This is a genomic window from Bradyrhizobium sp. USDA 4011, assembly GCF_054063415.1.
The window spans coordinates 2069549-2083222 of record NZ_JBSSGG010000001.1 but is presented as its reverse complement, the minus strand read 5'-3'; the positions used below and the strand labels follow the sequence as shown (position 1 = coordinate 2083222).

The 13674-nt window shown below is 65.2% G+C and carries 14 protein-coding genes and 1 tRNA gene; 6 read left to right on the top strand and 9 right to left on the bottom strand.

Features of this window, described 5'->3' with window-relative positions; genetic code table 11:
- Positions 1 to 44 precede the first annotated feature (44 nt).
- Entirely contained in the window at positions 45 to 572 is a 528-nt protein-coding gene (locus ACVW1C_RS09635; RefSeq protein ID WP_456758221.1) for a collagen-like protein, read from the bottom strand.
- A 128-nt stretch (positions 573 to 700) separates the two neighbouring features.
- On the opposite strand from ACVW1C_RS09635, the gene ACVW1C_RS09630 reads away from it, so the two are divergent.
- Positions 701 to 1690, top strand: coding sequence for a hypothetical protein (locus ACVW1C_RS09630; protein ID WP_456758220.1), 990 nt, complete (start codon positions 701 to 703; stop codon positions 1688 to 1690).
- Here the strand turns inward: ACVW1C_RS09630 and ACVW1C_RS09625 are convergent.
- Together ACVW1C_RS09625 and ACVW1C_RS09620 are read right to left on the bottom strand one after the other, a co-directional pair.
- Positions 1687 to 1947, bottom strand: coding sequence for a helix-turn-helix domain-containing protein (locus tag ACVW1C_RS09625; protein ID WP_456758219.1), 261 nt, complete (start codon positions 1945 to 1947; stop codon positions 1687 to 1689). The genes ACVW1C_RS09630 and ACVW1C_RS09625 overlap by 4 nt on opposite strands.
- A gap of 170 nt (positions 1948 to 2117) precedes the next feature.
- A complete protein-coding gene (locus ACVW1C_RS09620) occupies positions 2118 to 2885 on the bottom strand; it encodes an SDR family NAD(P)-dependent oxidoreductase (protein ID WP_456758218.1) in 768 nt (255 codons plus the stop codon).
- 199 nt (positions 2886 to 3084) lie between these two features.
- Here ACVW1C_RS09620 and ACVW1C_RS09615 point away from each other — a divergent pair, with 199 nt between their 5' ends.
- Positions 3085 to 3483 (top strand): hypothetical protein, encoded by a 399-nt coding sequence (locus ACVW1C_RS09615; RefSeq protein ID WP_456758217.1) that lies wholly within the window; start codon positions 3085 to 3087, stop codon positions 3481 to 3483.
- An 85-nt stretch (positions 3484 to 3568) separates the two neighbouring features.
- On the opposite strand, the gene ACVW1C_RS09610 is transcribed toward ACVW1C_RS09615, so the two are convergent.
- Positions 3569 to 3823, bottom strand: a complete 255-nt coding sequence (locus tag ACVW1C_RS09610) for a hypothetical protein (protein ID WP_456758216.1) — start codon at positions 3821 to 3823, stop codon at positions 3569 to 3571.
- A gap of 259 nt (positions 3824 to 4082) precedes the next feature.
- Between ACVW1C_RS09610 and ACVW1C_RS09605 the strand changes: the two genes are divergently transcribed.
- Positions 4083 to 4523, top strand: a complete 441-nt coding sequence (locus ACVW1C_RS09605; protein ID WP_092124605.1) for a lipid-binding SYLF domain-containing protein — start codon at positions 4083 to 4085, stop codon at positions 4521 to 4523.
- A 407-nt stretch (positions 4524 to 4930) separates the two neighbouring features.
- Here the strand turns inward: ACVW1C_RS09605 and ACVW1C_RS09600 are convergent, their stop codons facing one another.
- The 4 genes from ACVW1C_RS09600 to ACVW1C_RS09585 form a co-directional block, all read right to left on the bottom strand.
- On the bottom strand, positions 4931 to 5512 hold the full coding sequence (locus ACVW1C_RS09600; RefSeq protein WP_456758215.1) for a GDP-mannose pyrophosphatase: 582 nt from the start codon (positions 5510 to 5512) through the stop codon (positions 4931 to 4933).
- A gap of 10 nt (positions 5513 to 5522) precedes the next feature.
- Positions 5523 to 5972 (bottom strand): GNAT family acetyltransferase, encoded by a 450-nt coding sequence (locus ACVW1C_RS09595; protein ID WP_456763034.1) that lies wholly within the window; start codon positions 5970 to 5972, stop codon positions 5523 to 5525.
- Positions 5973 to 5986: 14 nt separating this feature from the next.
- Positions 5987 to 7414, bottom strand: a complete 1428-nt coding sequence (locus ACVW1C_RS09590; protein WP_456758214.1) for an FAD-binding oxidoreductase — start codon at positions 7412 to 7414, stop codon at positions 5987 to 5989.
- Between the two features lie 111 nt (positions 7415 to 7525).
- Complete coding sequence (locus ACVW1C_RS09585) at positions 7526 to 8512, bottom strand: L-threonylcarbamoyladenylate synthase (RefSeq protein ID WP_173641297.1); 987 nt, start codon at positions 8510 to 8512, stop codon at positions 7526 to 7528.
- A 79-nt stretch (positions 8513 to 8591) separates the two neighbouring features.
- On the opposite strand from ACVW1C_RS09585, the gene ACVW1C_RS09580 reads away from it, so the two are divergent.
- A tRNA-Pro gene (locus tag ACVW1C_RS09580) sits at positions 8592 to 8668 on the top strand.
- A 290-nt stretch (positions 8669 to 8958) separates the two neighbouring features.
- Here ACVW1C_RS09580 and ACVW1C_RS09575 read toward each other — a convergent pair.
- Positions 8959 to 10791 (bottom strand): outer membrane protein assembly factor BamB family protein, encoded by a 1833-nt coding sequence (locus ACVW1C_RS09575; protein WP_456758213.1) that lies wholly within the window; start codon positions 10789 to 10791, stop codon positions 8959 to 8961.
- A 263-nt stretch (positions 10792 to 11054) separates the two neighbouring features.
- On the opposite strand from ACVW1C_RS09575, the gene ACVW1C_RS09570 reads away from it, so the two are divergent.
- Together ACVW1C_RS09570 and ACVW1C_RS09565 are read left to right on the top strand one after the other, a co-directional pair.
- On the top strand, positions 11055 to 12635 hold the full coding sequence (locus tag ACVW1C_RS09570) for a sugar ABC transporter ATP-binding protein (protein WP_456758212.1): 1581 nt from the start codon (positions 11055 to 11057) through the stop codon (positions 12633 to 12635).
- Positions 12632 to 13624 carry an ABC transporter permease gene (locus tag ACVW1C_RS09565; protein ID WP_456721227.1) on the top strand — a complete coding sequence of 331 codons (993 nt, stop codon included), beginning with the start codon at positions 12632 to 12634 and terminating at the stop codon, positions 13622 to 13624. Before ACVW1C_RS09570 ends, ACVW1C_RS09565 begins: the two co-directional genes overlap by 4 nt.
- Positions 13625 to 13674 lie beyond the last annotated feature (50 nt).

Below are 13674 nucleotides of genomic sequence, written 5' to 3'. Positions count from 1 at the left end.
ACACGACACAGCTGGCCGAAGTTGCGGCGTGAGGACAAGAAGGGTTACTTCTTGTCCTTCTTGCGGTGCTTCTTCTTTTTCTTGTGATCGTCGTCCTCGTCCTCGTCGTCAGCGAAATCGATCGCGTCGACGTCAAGGGCGATCGCCTCCGCTGCGGCGCGCTCGGCGGCATCGCGTTCGGCGAGCTCTGCGGCTTCACGCTCCTTGGTGCGTTTGTAGTCTTCCCAGGCGTCGAAGATCATGTGCAGCCACGGCATCACCTGCTCGATCGATGGCAATTGGCCGGGTGGGCCGGGTTCACCGCGCGGGCCGGCGGGACCTTGCGGTCCCTGTGGACCAGCCTCGCCGCGCGGCCCCTGCACGCCAGCCTTGCCCTGCGCTCCCGGCTTGCCCTGGGGACCTGCCTTTCCGACCGCGCCCGCCTTGCCTTGCGGACCCGGCTTGCCACGCGGACCTTCCGGCCCGGGCCGTCCCGGATGTCCCTGCGGTCCGGGCTTTCCCGGCTCGCCCTGACGGCCCTGCGGCCCCTGTGGTCCCCGTTGCCCCTGGCGGGAAGTTGTCTCGTCAGCCACTGATATGCTCCGTCGCGATTTGAAGCCGCTTGTAACAGAGGTTGGAGGACGGCTTCAATTCTGCCTGCCGGCACCGATGCAAGCGATCAACAGTCATAATTCCATGCGCATATGACAATGGAGAGGGCGTGTTGCGGGTTCTGGACGGCATGTACCGCGAAGGCGCGAGCGAACCGCAATCGCTCGACATTGTCGTGACGCGACACGATGTGCGCGACCAAGCGGCCTTTCGCAGCACGGGTGTGCTCGAGCTCTATGAAGAGCTGTTTCCCGCGAGCGAGCGCGACAGCCCTGACGACATTGTGCGCTGGCTGTTGTCGGATGATGTCGGCGAGCGGCGTCACTTCAGCGTCGGCGGCCACGAGATGTCCTATCGTCTCGACTCGCGCTGCTTCATCCTGCGCGCCGGCGCCGGGCGCGCGGTCGGGTTCGGCTTCTTCACCCACGATCACGCAAGCGACCTGATCTTTTGCAACCATGTCGGCGTCGCGAAGGCATGGCGCGGCGGCCGCCTGGCGCGCGCGTTCTATCGCGAGATGGTCGCCATGCTCGATGCGCTGTTTCCGAACAATATCGGCGTGGTGCTCGAGGTCGAGCCATTCGATCGCGATCGCGTGGCTGCGATCATCGCCGATCTCGAGCGGACAGGCAGGCGGCAGCTCGCGGCGGACGAGCGGGACGAGATCCGCCGGTTGCTGCGCGCAAGCTGGTACGACAGGCTCGATTATTCCGTGTTCTGCGACGCGTGCACGATGCGGCCACTCGCCTGCCGCTCGCCGCGTCTTGATCCGTCTCCGCCGTCATCGGATTGGGCGGGCGGAGAAGAGAGCTACTGGCTGATGTGGCAGGCGCGGACCGGCGCGGTCTCTGCGGAGCCGCGCGCAGGTCAGCTCTGGCACAAGGCTGCCACCGCGATCTATGTCGAGATCCTCGCAAAATCCCTGGTTGCGGCGGATCCGAACGGCCGGCGCGGCTATTGGGACTATGCGACCGCACTCGTGGGCCACACGCTGCAACGGACCGCGGTGGCCGACGTGCGTCTCGCACGCTGCCTCGGTGAAGATGACGCCGCGTTGCTGTCGCGCTGGCGGCGTCTTGCGATCGACCTGCCGATCTAGGCCGCGGCGTGCTCGCTGTGCGGCACGTCGATGCCGTCGGCCGAATATTCGCGGATCTTGTTCCGCAACGTCCGCACCGACAGTCCGAGTACGCGCGCGGCACGGGTGCGGTTGCCGTCGCAGCGCGCGAGCGTCTGCAGCACCAGTTCCCGCTCGACTTCATCGACGGTCGCGCCGATCAGCAGCGGGACGATTTCATTTGGAGCCAGCGCCGGCAGCAGTGCTTCCGGCGACGGTACGGTGGATGCGTAAGGCATGAACTCCTCCCGATCAACGCCCGCCTCGTCGATGAGGCGCAGACATCGAGAATGAACTACCCCGTAAATCAACGGTGTGCCGGTTTGGTTAACAATTCCTTAAACGCACCCCTAACTCCCTGCCTTGTAAGCAAAATACCCAGAAATCGCCACGATTCCGGTTCCATCGGTCACAGTGTCCGGTAGCCGCCATCGACCATCACGATCGATCCCGAGACATAGGCCGACAGGTCCGAGGCGAGGAAGATCGCGGGGCCGACGATGTCCTCCGGCTTGCCGGCGCGACCGAGCGGGGTGTGGTCCATGAAGACTTTCACAAGGTCGGGATTGCTGGCGCGCACCTTCTCGTTCAGCGGCGTCTCGATGAAGCCGGGGCCGATCGCGTTGACGCGCACGCCGTCCTTGCCGAGCTCGGCGGCCAATGCCTTGGTGAAGCCGAGCACGCCGTGCTTGGAGGCGGTGTAGGCCGGCGAGCTCGGGGTGCGCAGATGCACGAAGGACTGGATCGAACCGATATTGACGATGCGGCCCTTGTTCTTGCGCAGCGGTGCGAGGAAGGAATGCGTCACGTTGAAGACGCCGGTGAGATTGATCGAGATGATGTCTTCCCAATCCTTGATCACGGCCTCCTCGGTGCCGAGCATGCCGTTGCGGCGCGCGATGCCGGCATTGTTGACCAGGATCGAGACAGATCCGACCTTGTCGGCGATTTGCTTTGCCATCGCGATGCAGGCGTCGAGATTGGTCACGTCGAGCGCAAAGCTCTCCGCCTTGCCGCCGTCGTTTCGGATCTCCTTGGCTGCTTCCGCCGCCGCATCGCCGTTCATGTCGAGCAGCACCACGCGCGCACCCTCGCGGCCGTAGCCCGCGGCAATGGCACGGCCGATGCCCGAGCCTGCACCCGTGATGACGGCGATGTGATTGTCGAGAAGGGCCATGGTGTTTCCTCGTTCTGATTTATGAGCGTTGTCGACAACACTATTCAAAACTGCGCCAACCGAAACGCCAAGCCGCGTTTGCGCGTTGCTGTTATCCGGATTCGGATGACAGTACGGACCGATCATGGACCCGCATATCAGACATTGGAAAGGTGCAATCGCGCGCCTCTGCGCGGCGCCTGATCCCGACTATAGCGAAATGGCCAGAATGATCGCCGAGATCGCCACGACCGACATCGACGAAACGTTGCGGCATGCGGCCGCGCAGGTGCTGCCGATCCTGCGCCAGGCGGCGCTGAAATCGGCCGACCGCCGGACCAGATCGATGGCGCTGCGGCGTCTCGGCATCGTCAGCGATGCGCTGCACATGCTGTCCGCGCCGCAGTTCGGCCGGCGTGGCTTGACGCCGAAGGCGTTGACGCAGGAAGAGCGCTACCGGCAGTTGCTTGGCCTGCCGTTCGGCCGCCGCCTCGCGGCGAACGAGGTCCACCAGGCGTTCAAGCACGCCGCCAAGACGATGCATCCCGACGGCGGCGGCAACGGCCCAGCATTCCTCGAACTCACCGCTGCGCGTGACGCGCTGATCAAGCATCACTGACGCGCGATGGCGTTACGGCCTGACAGCACAAGGGTGGACGCCGCATTGTTGCAGCGTATCTGCCCTGTGCGTGATCAGGGGGCGCTCAGAACGAGCAGGTGCCGTTGTTGAGGAGGCCGGTCTTGTAGCTGAACGCGGCGTCGAAGGTCGGAAGCTGCTCGCTGACGACGGCGAAGTTCGCCGGCCACGGCGTGGTCGGAATGCTCTGGTCCCAGATCTGGCAGAAGCCGGTGTCTTGCCAACGGATCAGATGATAGGGCGTGGCGCTGGCCGGGCTTGCCGCGGCAAGCACGGACACAGTGGCGGCCATGGCGGCGCAGGCAATCGTAAGACGACGCATGGAAAATCTCCAGTTCGAAAAAGTGAACGCTCCGCGGGGAAATCCCGGAGCTCAGGGGCCGATCGCCCCGGACATGCAGTGAGTGTTGCACCCCCGAGAACAGGTTCAACGCCGCCTGCGCGGACATTCCCGGCACCAATGGACGCCTGCTGTGCCAAATTGCGCCTGACGACGCGCTTGCTACAGTCGGCGCATTGCGATTCGTGCCTGCGTCGCGACGCGAGCAAACCGACGTGAGCCAATCCCGGGGAGACCGCACATGAAACTTTCATCCACCCTGCGCGCCGCGCTGGTTGCACTGATGGCCTTCACCGGCCTCGCGGTCTCCACCGCCGCGCGCGCCGACAGCGGCTTCGTGACGCTCACGATCTACAAGGCCGGATGGTTCATCGGCGGCTCCGGCGGCAGCGGCGTGCTGACGTTCCGCGGCCGCTCCTATCGGCTGTCCACCGGCGGCCTCGACTACGGCCTGGTGTTCGGCGGCTCCAAGACCGTGCTGCGCGGCCGCGTCAGCAACATCAATCGTCCGTCGGATGTTGCCGGCGTCTACGGCGCAGCGGGGGCGGGACTTGCGCTCGGCCGCGGCGCGCGCGCGATCGTGCTGACCAATCAGAAGGGCGCGGTGCTGGAGCTGACCGGCCACCAGGTCGGCCTGATGGCGAACGCCGATCTGAGCGGGCTTGCGATCACCATGCGGTAGCGCGTTTTGTCCAATCTATCCCCGTCATCCTGAGGTGCGAGCACTTGCGAGCCTCGAAGGATGCACGGCCCGGCTGGTGGCCGATTCATCCTTCGAGGCTCGCCGAAGAGGCTCGCACCTCAGGATGACGGGGCTAGAGCATTATCGAGCGAAGTGGCTACCGGCTTCGCGTGAAACAAAGCGTCAAAAGAGCAATCGAGAGCCGCGTTCCGATCCCGTCGGAACGAAACGGCTCTGGCGGGCAGTGCGTGCGCCTGCGTGATTTCGGAATATTAGAATCGTAGCCGTGAGTTGCCCGACGTGTCAAGTGGCCTGGTCGAACGCCGGCCGCCGTTGCTGGCTCCTTTGCATGGGGTTGTTTTCGACAATTTGGCAACGCACCTCCCTGCGCGTGACCACGGCGGTGCTTACCTGAACAGATGCAGCGCTGCGTACTGCAGCAGCATGATGGTCTTGCCGTCGACGATACGGCCGTCGCTGATCATTGCGAGCGCGTCGTCGATCGCAAGCTCCAGCACCTCGATGTCCTCGCCCTCGTCCGCGAGCCCGCCGCCATCGCTGACGCGCATCGCGGCGTCGTATTCGGCGACGAAGAAATGCAGCTTCTCGGTTACCGCGCCCGGCGTCATGAAGGCTTCGAACACCTTGCGCACATGCGCGAGCCGGTAGCCGATCTCTTCCTCCGCCTCGGCGCGGATGCGTGCTTCCGGCGCGGCATCGTCGAGCATGCCGGCGGCGGCCTCGATCAGGAGATCGTCATAGCCGTTGGCGAACGCGGGGTAGCGGAACTGACGCACCAGCACCACGGTGCGGGTGTTCAGATTGTAGGGCAAGAGCGTGGCGCCGTTGCCGCGGTCGTAGACCTCGCGCACCTGGGTCTGCCATTCGCCATTGCTGCGGCGGTAGTCGAAGGTCACGCTCTTCAATTCGTAGCGGCGCTTCGACAGCAGCTGGACGTCCTTGACGCGGACGCGGTCGGCGATGCTCATGCGTCGATCCTCAACTCTGGCGCGGCGTGGCTTCGCGACCGTCGAGCCATTTGGCCAGCATCACCGAGGTCGACTCCTCATAGCCGAGCGATTGGTAGAATGCGCCGGCCTTGGCGTTCTCCCGGCGCACCAGCAATTGCAGCTTCGGCACGCCGGCATTGCGCAGCCAGTCCTCGGCCGCCGCCATGATGGTGCGGCCAAGCCCCTTGCCCTGGAGGTTGGGATCGACCGCGACGTAATAGACCCAGCCACGATGGCCGTCATGACCGACCATCGCGGTTGCGACGATCGTGTCCGAGTTGCGGCCGACCAGGATGGCCGAGCTCGGTCCGCGCCGCGCCAGCGCGATGTCGGCGGCCGGATCGTTCCACGGCCGGGTCAGGCCGCACGCCTGCCACAGCGCGACGACGTCGGCAACGTCGGCGTCGGTGATCTCTGCAATGGCAAGCGAGGAGGGCATGGTCGTCTGCACGGTCACAGCACCTTGCCCGGGTTCATGATGCCGAGCGGATCGAGCATCGCCTTGACCTGCCGCATCAGCTCGATCGCGACCTTGTCCTTGACGTCAGGCAGCTCGTCGCGCTTGAGCACGCCGATGCCGTGCTCCGCCGAGATCGAGCCGCCCATCCGCAACACGATCTCGAACACCACGGCATTGACCTCATGCCAGCGCGCCAGGAAGTCGGCGGCATTGGCGCCGACCGGCTGGCTGACATTGTAGTGGATGTTGCCGTCGCCGAGATGGCCGAACGGCACCGGCCGCGCGCCCGGGATCAGCTTCACGACCGCCGCGTTAGCCTCTTCGATGAAGGCGGGAACGGCCGCGACCGGCACCGAGATGTCGTGCTTGATCGAACCGCCCTCCGGCTTCTGCGCCGCCGACATCTCGTCGCGCAGCTTCCAGAACGCCTGGCGCTGGCTTAGATTGGCGGCGATCACGGCGTCATCGACGATACCGTCTTCCATGCCCTGGGCCAGGATCGCCTCCAGCGCATCGCGGGCGTCGTCGCGCGACGACGACAATTCCATCAGCACGTACCATGGATGCTTGCTCTCCAGCGGATCGCGGATATCGATGCCGTGGCGGATCGAGAAATCGACCGCAATGTCGGCGAGCAGCTCGAAGCTCGTCAGGCTCCCGGCCGCCTCGTTGCGCGAGATCGACAGCAGCTTCAATGCCGCCGCCGGCGACTTCAGGCCGACATAAGCGGTCTCGACCGCGCGCGGCTTCGGAAACAGCTTCAAGGTTGCCGCGGTGATGATGCCGAGCGTGCCTTCGGCACCGATGAAGAGGTTGCGCAGGTCGTAGCCGGTGTTGTCCTTCTTCAGCTTGGACAAAGCGTTGAGCACGCGGCCATCGGCGAGCACGACCTCGACGCCGAGAGCCATCTCGCGCGCCACGCCATAGGCCAGCGCTCCGGTGCCGCCGGCATTGGTCGAGAGGTTGCCGCCGATGGTGCAGCTGCCTTCGGCGCCGAGCGACAGCGGGAACAGCCGGTCGACGTCGGCTGCCTTCTGCTGCGCGATTTGCAGCACCACGCCGGCCTCGCAGGTCATGGTGTTGGATTCGACATCGATATCGCGGATCTTGTCGAGCCGCCGCAGCGACACTACGACCTCGCCATGATGCGGTGTCTGGCCGCCGACCAGGCCGGTGTTGCCGCCCTGCGGCACCAGCGCGATCCTGTGCTCGCTCGCAAGCTTGCAGATCGCAGCGACTTCGGCGGTCGAGCCCGGGCGCAGCACCAGCGGCGAGCGGCCGTGAAACAGGTCGCGCTCCTCGGTGACGTAAGGCTCGATGTCGGCGGCATCGGTCACGGCATATTTGTCGCCGACGATGGCGCGGAATTTTGCAAGCAATTCGGGCGGAAGCGGCGGCACCGCTGATTGGACGATGTTCATTTTTTCTTGGTCTTTCACTCAGTCGGGATCTTTATCGAGGCATGACCTCTGCGCAAACGCCTGGCGTTTGTCGCGGCGAAAACCGGCTCGCACCTTTCCGGGTCATGCTTGTTACCGCCCAACCGCTGCGCGGCGCAGCCGGTCATTGATGGCTTCGCCGAGCCCATCCTCGGGAATGGGCATCACGGCGATAGCATCTGCGTTTCTCGTGTCGAGCGTGCGAAGGTAGCCGAACAGGTTGGCGGCGGCCTCGGCGAGATCGCCGCGCTCGGACAGGTTCATCTCCACGGAGGCGCATTCGCGCCGCCCGACCTTGACCGGCCCGAACGCCAGCAAGGCTTCACCGACATGGACATCGCTCGCATTGAGCCGGACCGGTGTCCGCGGTGCATAGTGTGAGGCCAGCATGCCCGGGGCGATCGGCTGGGCGTCGCCTTCAGCATCGGGCGGCGGCGATTGCAGCGGATGGCCGAGCACGCGCTCGATCTCGGCGCGGGTCAGCCCGCCCGGCCGCAGCAGCACCGGATCGGAGAAGCAGCCGACGATGGTGGATTCGACGCCGACCTCGACCGGCCCGCCGTCGACGATCAGGTCGATCCGGCCCGCCAGATCGCCGTTCACATGCTCGGCCGTCGTGGGCGAGACATGGCCGGAGAGATTGGCCGACGGCGCTACCACGGCGCCGCCGAACGCCTTGATGATGTCGCGCGCCACCTTGTGGGCCGGAATGCGTATCGCGACGGTATCGAGGCCGGCGGTCGCGAGCTCGGCGACCGGGCAGGACAGCGCCTTCGGCAGCACCAGGGTGAGGGGACCGGGCCAGAACGCCTCCGCCAGGCGCAACGCCTGCCCATCGAACAGGGCGATCCGGCGCGCGGCGCCGAGATCGGCGACATGGGCGATCAGCGGATTGAAGGCCGGCCGGCCCTTGGCCTGGTAGAGCCGGGCGATCGCGGCGGCGTTGCCGGCGTCGGCGCCGAGGCCATAAACCGTCTCGGTCGGAAACGCCACCAGACCGCCCTCGGCCAGGACCCCGGCCGCGGTCGCCGTGGCGGCAGCGCCGGCGGGCAAAATGTGCGTTTTCAGGCCTGTATCCACTGTGACTAGATTCCTCAATTCGGTGCCTTGTGGTCCCTTGCGGTCCCCGAAACCCGACGCTATAAGCCGGCCTCTTAGTCGGAGTGTGGCTCAGCCCGGTAGAGCACTGCGTTCGGGACGCAGGGGTCGCAGGTTCGAATCCTGCCACTCCGACCATTCTTTCAAGCACTTATAGTTTCTGTGTTTTTTGTGCGCAACGAAATGCGCATCGATTTGTGGCGCGGCAGCCATGTCCGTCGATTCGATTCGACGCCGCTCCGAACCTGACGCGCGACGATTGCTGGGCACGAGGGAAAGGCACCTGGACGTGATGTTGCGTAGCAAGCCACCAAGCACCAGAAGGCCTCCCGTCGGACCTGTCAGCCGATCCTGGCCGACATCAAAGCACGAATAGCTCGCGGCGAGTAGTGCTCAACGTGCCGTCGCAAATGCTGACATTGCGCTCGTCAGGGGGTGCCGACCTCGAAGGCCAGCAGGACGTTGCCGGGCAGGCCGCCCCATTGCGCGTAGCCGGAATTGACATACAGCATGCCATTGACGACGACCGCGCCGGGGCCGTCCATGGCTCCGCCCCGGGCCGCAACGCCATTCACCGTGGTGTAGTCGCGCGCGGTGTCGATCTCCCAAAGCAGCCGCGCATCATCGGTGGCGTAGGCGCGCAAGAAGCCGCTCACGCCACCCGAGAAGACGACACCGGGAATGAGGGTGATCGCTGCGGAGAGGGCGGGACTGCATTGGGGACGATCGCCACAGGCAACCGGCGCCACCTGCATCGCGATTTTCCCGGTCGCGAGATCGAGGCCAAACAGGCCGCCACCTTCGCTTGAATTGAGGCGCCTCGAGCCGTCCCTCAGAAACCGCACGTCGGAATTGGCGACATAAATTCGCTCCTGGTCCGCGGCGGAGCCCCACTCGGTCCCGCCCAATGGGCCACCTTGGCCGATCCGCGTCTGCCACAGGATCTTGCCCTCATGGTCGGGATCGAGTGCGTGGACGACGCCGGATTTCTGGCCGATCACCAGCACGCGTTGTCCGTTACGCAAGGTCACCAGGATCGGCGATTGTCCGAAGTCGTGGTCCGGGCCGCGGTCCTGCGGACAGTTGCTCTGGTCGGTGCCGAAGCACGCCACGACGAAGCTGTCCTTCGGCGTCGCCTGCTGATGCCAAAGCATTCGCCCGGTCGCGAGATCGAACGCGAGGATGGCGTCGCTGGTGTCGGTTGCCGGGTCGGCATAGCTGTTCGACGTCGCGACATAGAGCGCCTGGCGCTGAACATCGATCGTCGGCGCGGACCAGACCGACGCGCCGGCCGGCCCGAACAGCTGCGTCCCGATGGCGTTGGTCCGGGTGGGATGCGGCGCTTCAGGGATGGTGTAGGTCTTCCAGATCTGCGCACCGGTTTCGGCCTTCAGTGCAACGACGCTTCCGCGAAACGTGCAGCATTGGTAGGTGGGGCGGGACCCGATGGCCTCTTCGATCGATGAGACGCCGACATAGACGACGCCGGCATGGAAGGTTGGGGCACCGGTGATCCGGGCGGCCAGATGATCGTCGACCTTGCTCTTCCAGATCAGCGCACCGGTCGCAGCGTTCACGGCATAGACGTTGGCGCGCACATCACCAAAGAAAATGGCGGACCGGCCATTATCCAGCGGGGCAACGCTGATAGCCGCCCGGACCGGCGCCTCGGTCGGAAACACCCAGCGGGTGCATCCGCTCTTGGCGTCGAGCGCGTGGACCTTGCGGTCGCCGCCACCCACGAACAGCAAGCCACCGACCACAGTCGGTTGAGCGTTGGCGTTGGACGTGTCAGCAAATCCGAAGGCCCATTTCAGACGCAACCGCGAGACCTGGTCTGGCGTGAGGCCGGCCATCGCGGCCGGCTGAAACCGGCTGTTGTTGAGATCCGCGCCCCAGCCGTTCCACCGTGGCCCATCGATCGGTTGCGGGAAGCCGGTCTCGCTCTGCGCGCATTGGCCTGCACTGTCGGCCGACGCATGCGAGGCGGCCTTGCCGGTGACGAGCGAGGCGATCGCCGCCCGCTCGTCGTTGCTCAGCCCCTGCGCGAAGGATGACATCGCGCCGGTGGTGATCGCACCCAGAACCTCATCGAACGACCTCGATTGCAGCGCGGCGCGGTTCGGCGCGCGGATATCGGTGCTCCTGCTGTCGTGGCACTGCGCGCAGCGTTGCGCGTAGAGGTCGGCGCCGCCTTGCTGCGCTGTCGCAGGAAAGCACGACCAGATCAGGACGACGGCAATCGCGGCACTCAGTTTCATCGTGGTTCACCGGCGTTGGCTTTGATGAGATGAGCGACTGAAGCGTAGCACAACCTGCCGGCTTCCATCGTGCTTGGGGAGGCCGGCGGCGTGTATCGGGCGGTGCCGGACCAGCTCGCGACCGGCCGCCCCCAATTCGAGCGCCAGTCGGCGCGATCTCCCATTGACACGTCGCCCGATGTGATAGAATTATAACACAATAAGTTGCAAAAATAACAAGATGTCATCATCGCATCAGCGTTTCGCGCGGCGATGGGAGGAAAATGGAATTGTCCGGTTCGATCGCGGCAGAGCCTCGGCCGTCGGCGTCGCTTTTGACGGTCGGTGGCATCAACAAGCGCTTTGGCGGCGTGCGCGCGCTGCGCGACGTCAACCTCGAGGTCCTCTCCGGCGAGGTACATGCGCTGCTGGGCGAGAACGGCGCCGGAAAATCCACGCTGATCAAGATCCTCAGCGGCGTTCATGCCGCCGACAGCGGCGCGATCGAGATCGCCGGCAAACCAGTGACGTTCGACAGCCCGGCAAGATCGCGCGAGGCGGGGATCGCTGTCGTCTATCAGGACCTCAGCCTCGTCGAATCGCTGAGCGTCGCCGACAATCTGCTGCTCGGCCGCGAGCCGCGCGCGCGGTTCGGCTTTGTCCGGAAGCGCGAGCTGATGGCCAAAGCCGAAGCGTTCCTGGGGGAGCTCGGCATTCCCCTTGATACACGAGCGACGGTCGGCTCGCTGCCGTTCGCCTACCGACAGATGACAGAGATCGCCAAGGCGTTGATGGGCGAGGTGCGGCTCTTGATCCTCGACGAGCCGACATCCTCGTTGACGTCGGATGAGGTCCGCATCCTGTTCGACGCGATCGGCAAGGCGACGCGCCGCGGCGTCGGCGTGATCTACGTGACCCATCGGCTCAACGAGGTGTTCGAGATCTCGCAGCGTGTCACGGTGCTGCGCGATGGCGCCAACGCGGGCACGTTCGTCACCGCCGATACCGACATGAAGCGGCTGGTGAACGCCATCATCGGCACCGATCGATTGGCGCCGGCAGCATCGCGCGCCGCGCCCGCGGCAGCGCGTTCGTTGGATTCATCGCCGGTTCTGTCGCTGTCGGGCGTGTCGAACGACCGGCTGTCGGCCGTCGACTTGTCGGTGATGAAGGGGGAGATCCACGGCCTTGCCGGATTGATCGGCAGCGGGCGCACGGAGATTCTGGAGACGATCTTCGGACTTCGGCCGGTCGAGGGCGGCACGCTCGAGATCGAGGGGCGGCCATGGCTGCCGAAGAGCGCGGCCGATGCAATCGATCAGCGCGTCGCGCTGGTGCCGGAGGATCGGCATGTGCAGGGCCTGGTGCTCGACCATTCGATCGAACGCAACATCACCTTGCCGCGGATTCCGCATTTCTCGCGCTGGGGCTTCATGCAGCAACGCGCCGCCGCCCGGCGCGCGGACGCCGCGGTCGCGCGGCTTGCGGTGAAAGCGCAGGGTGCTTCCAGCCTGGTCAGGACACTGTCCGGCGGCAACCAGCAGAAGGTCGTGTTCGGAAAATGGAACGATCCGCGGCCGCGGGTGCTGCTGCTGGACGAACCGACGGTCGGCGTCGACGTCGGCGCACGCGAGGAAATCTACGGCGTGATCCGCAATGCCGCCCGCGACGGCAGCGGCGTCCTGATCGTCTCCTCGGATCTCGTCGAACTGATCGAGCTCTGCGACCGCATCTCCGTGATCGTCGATGGACGCGTGGCGCGAACGCTGGCGCGCGGCGAGATCGATGATGCCGAAGAGCTCCATCATCTTCTGCAGATGTACCAAGCTTCAGGACAAGGCGTATTGCAAGAGCTGCCCGCATGACCGAACTGACCGCGCCAAATGTCGTCGCCTCGTCGACCCGAACCGATCGCCGTCGCAAGCTGCTGCAGAATCTGCTGCGCGGCGAGCGGCCCTACATGCTGTACATTGCCTTCGTCGTGCTGCTGGTGGTGTTCAGCCTGTCCTCGCCCTGGTTCCTGTCGCTCGACAATTTCCTGAATATCGGACGCCAGACAACGCTGGTGTCGATCATCGCCGTCGGTATGACCTTCGTGATCATCGCACGTCAGATCGATCTGTCGGTCGCATCGACGTTGGCGCTGTCCGGCATGGCCGCGGCGCTCGCCATGAGCCAGATCAACAACAGCTGGATCGTCGGCGCGATTGCCGGGCTCGGCACCGGTGCGCTGGTCGGGCTGCTCAATGGCATCCTGACCACGCAGCTTTCGATCCCGTCTTTCCTGGTGACGCTCGGCTCGCTGAGCATGGCGCGGGGTCTGGCGATGATGGTGACGAACACCAAGCCTGTCATCATCACCAACGAGACCTATTTCGCGATCTTCGGCGAAGGCACGTTCCTGGGCATACCCGTTCCCATTGCCTGGACGCTGGTGGCGATGATCGTCGGCATCCTGCTGCTGCACTACAACGTGTTCGGCCGTCGCATCTATGCGGTCGGAGGCAATCCGACCGCGGCGCTCTATTCCGGCATCAATACCAAATGGGTGACGACGGCGGCCTTTGTGCTGACCGGCGCGCTGGCCGGGCTTGCGGCGCTGGTGCTGTCCGCGCGCTCGCACGCCGCGCGGCCCGACGTCGTGCAGGGGATGGAGCTCGACGTCATTGCCGCCGTGATCCTCGGTGGCTGCAGCCTGTTCGGCGGGCGCGGCTACATCCTGGGAACGCTGTTCGGCAGCCTCATCATCGGCACGCTCAACAACGGCCTCGTGCTGCTCGGCGTCAGCTCGCCGATGCAGCTAGTCATCAAGGGAGCGATCATCGTGGCCGCGGTCGCCTTCACGAAACGCTAGAGCACGATCCGGAAAAGTGTAGGGGCAAGGTCGCCGGCCTCCGGTCAATC

Excerpts from the sequence above, each read along its gene's own strand:
- ACVW1C_RS09625 (WP_456758219.1), bottom strand. The coding sequence starts at position 1,947 with ATGCCTTACGCATCCACCGTACCGTCGCCGGAAGCACTGCTGCCGGCG.
- ACVW1C_RS09620 (WP_456758218.1), bottom strand. The coding sequence starts at position 2,885 with ATGGCCCTTCTCGACAATCACATCGCCGTCATCACGGGTGCAGGCTCG.
- ACVW1C_RS09615 (WP_456758217.1), top strand. The coding sequence starts at position 3,085 with ATGGCCAGAATGATCGCCGAGATCGCCACGACCGACATCGACGAAACG.
- ACVW1C_RS09610 (WP_456758216.1), bottom strand. The coding sequence starts at position 3,823 with ATGCGTCGTCTTACGATTGCCTGCGCCGCCATGGCCGCCACTGTGTCC.
- ACVW1C_RS09605 (WP_092124605.1), top strand. The coding sequence starts at position 4,083 with ATGAAACTTTCATCCACCCTGCGCGCCGCGCTGGTTGCACTGATGGCC.
- ACVW1C_RS09600 (WP_456758215.1), bottom strand. The coding sequence starts at position 5,512 with ATGAGCATCGCCGACCGCGTCCGCGTCAAGGACGTCCAGCTGCTGTCG.
- ACVW1C_RS09595 (WP_456763034.1), bottom strand. The coding sequence starts at position 5,972 with ATGCCCTCCTCGCTTGCCATTGCAGAGATCACCGACGCCGACGTTGCC.
- ACVW1C_RS09590 (WP_456758214.1), bottom strand. The coding sequence starts at position 7,414 with ATGAACATCGTCCAATCAGCGGTGCCGCCGCTTCCGCCCGAATTGCTT.
- ACVW1C_RS09575 (WP_456758213.1), bottom strand. The coding sequence starts at position 10,791 with ATGAAACTGAGTGCCGCGATTGCCGTCGTCCTGATCTGGTCGTGCTTT.
- ACVW1C_RS09570 (WP_456758212.1), top strand. The coding sequence starts at position 11,055 with ATGGAATTGTCCGGTTCGATCGCGGCAGAGCCTCGGCCGTCGGCGTCG.
- ACVW1C_RS09565 (WP_456721227.1), top strand. The coding sequence starts at position 12,632 with ATGACCGAACTGACCGCGCCAAATGTCGTCGCCTCGTCGACCCGAACC.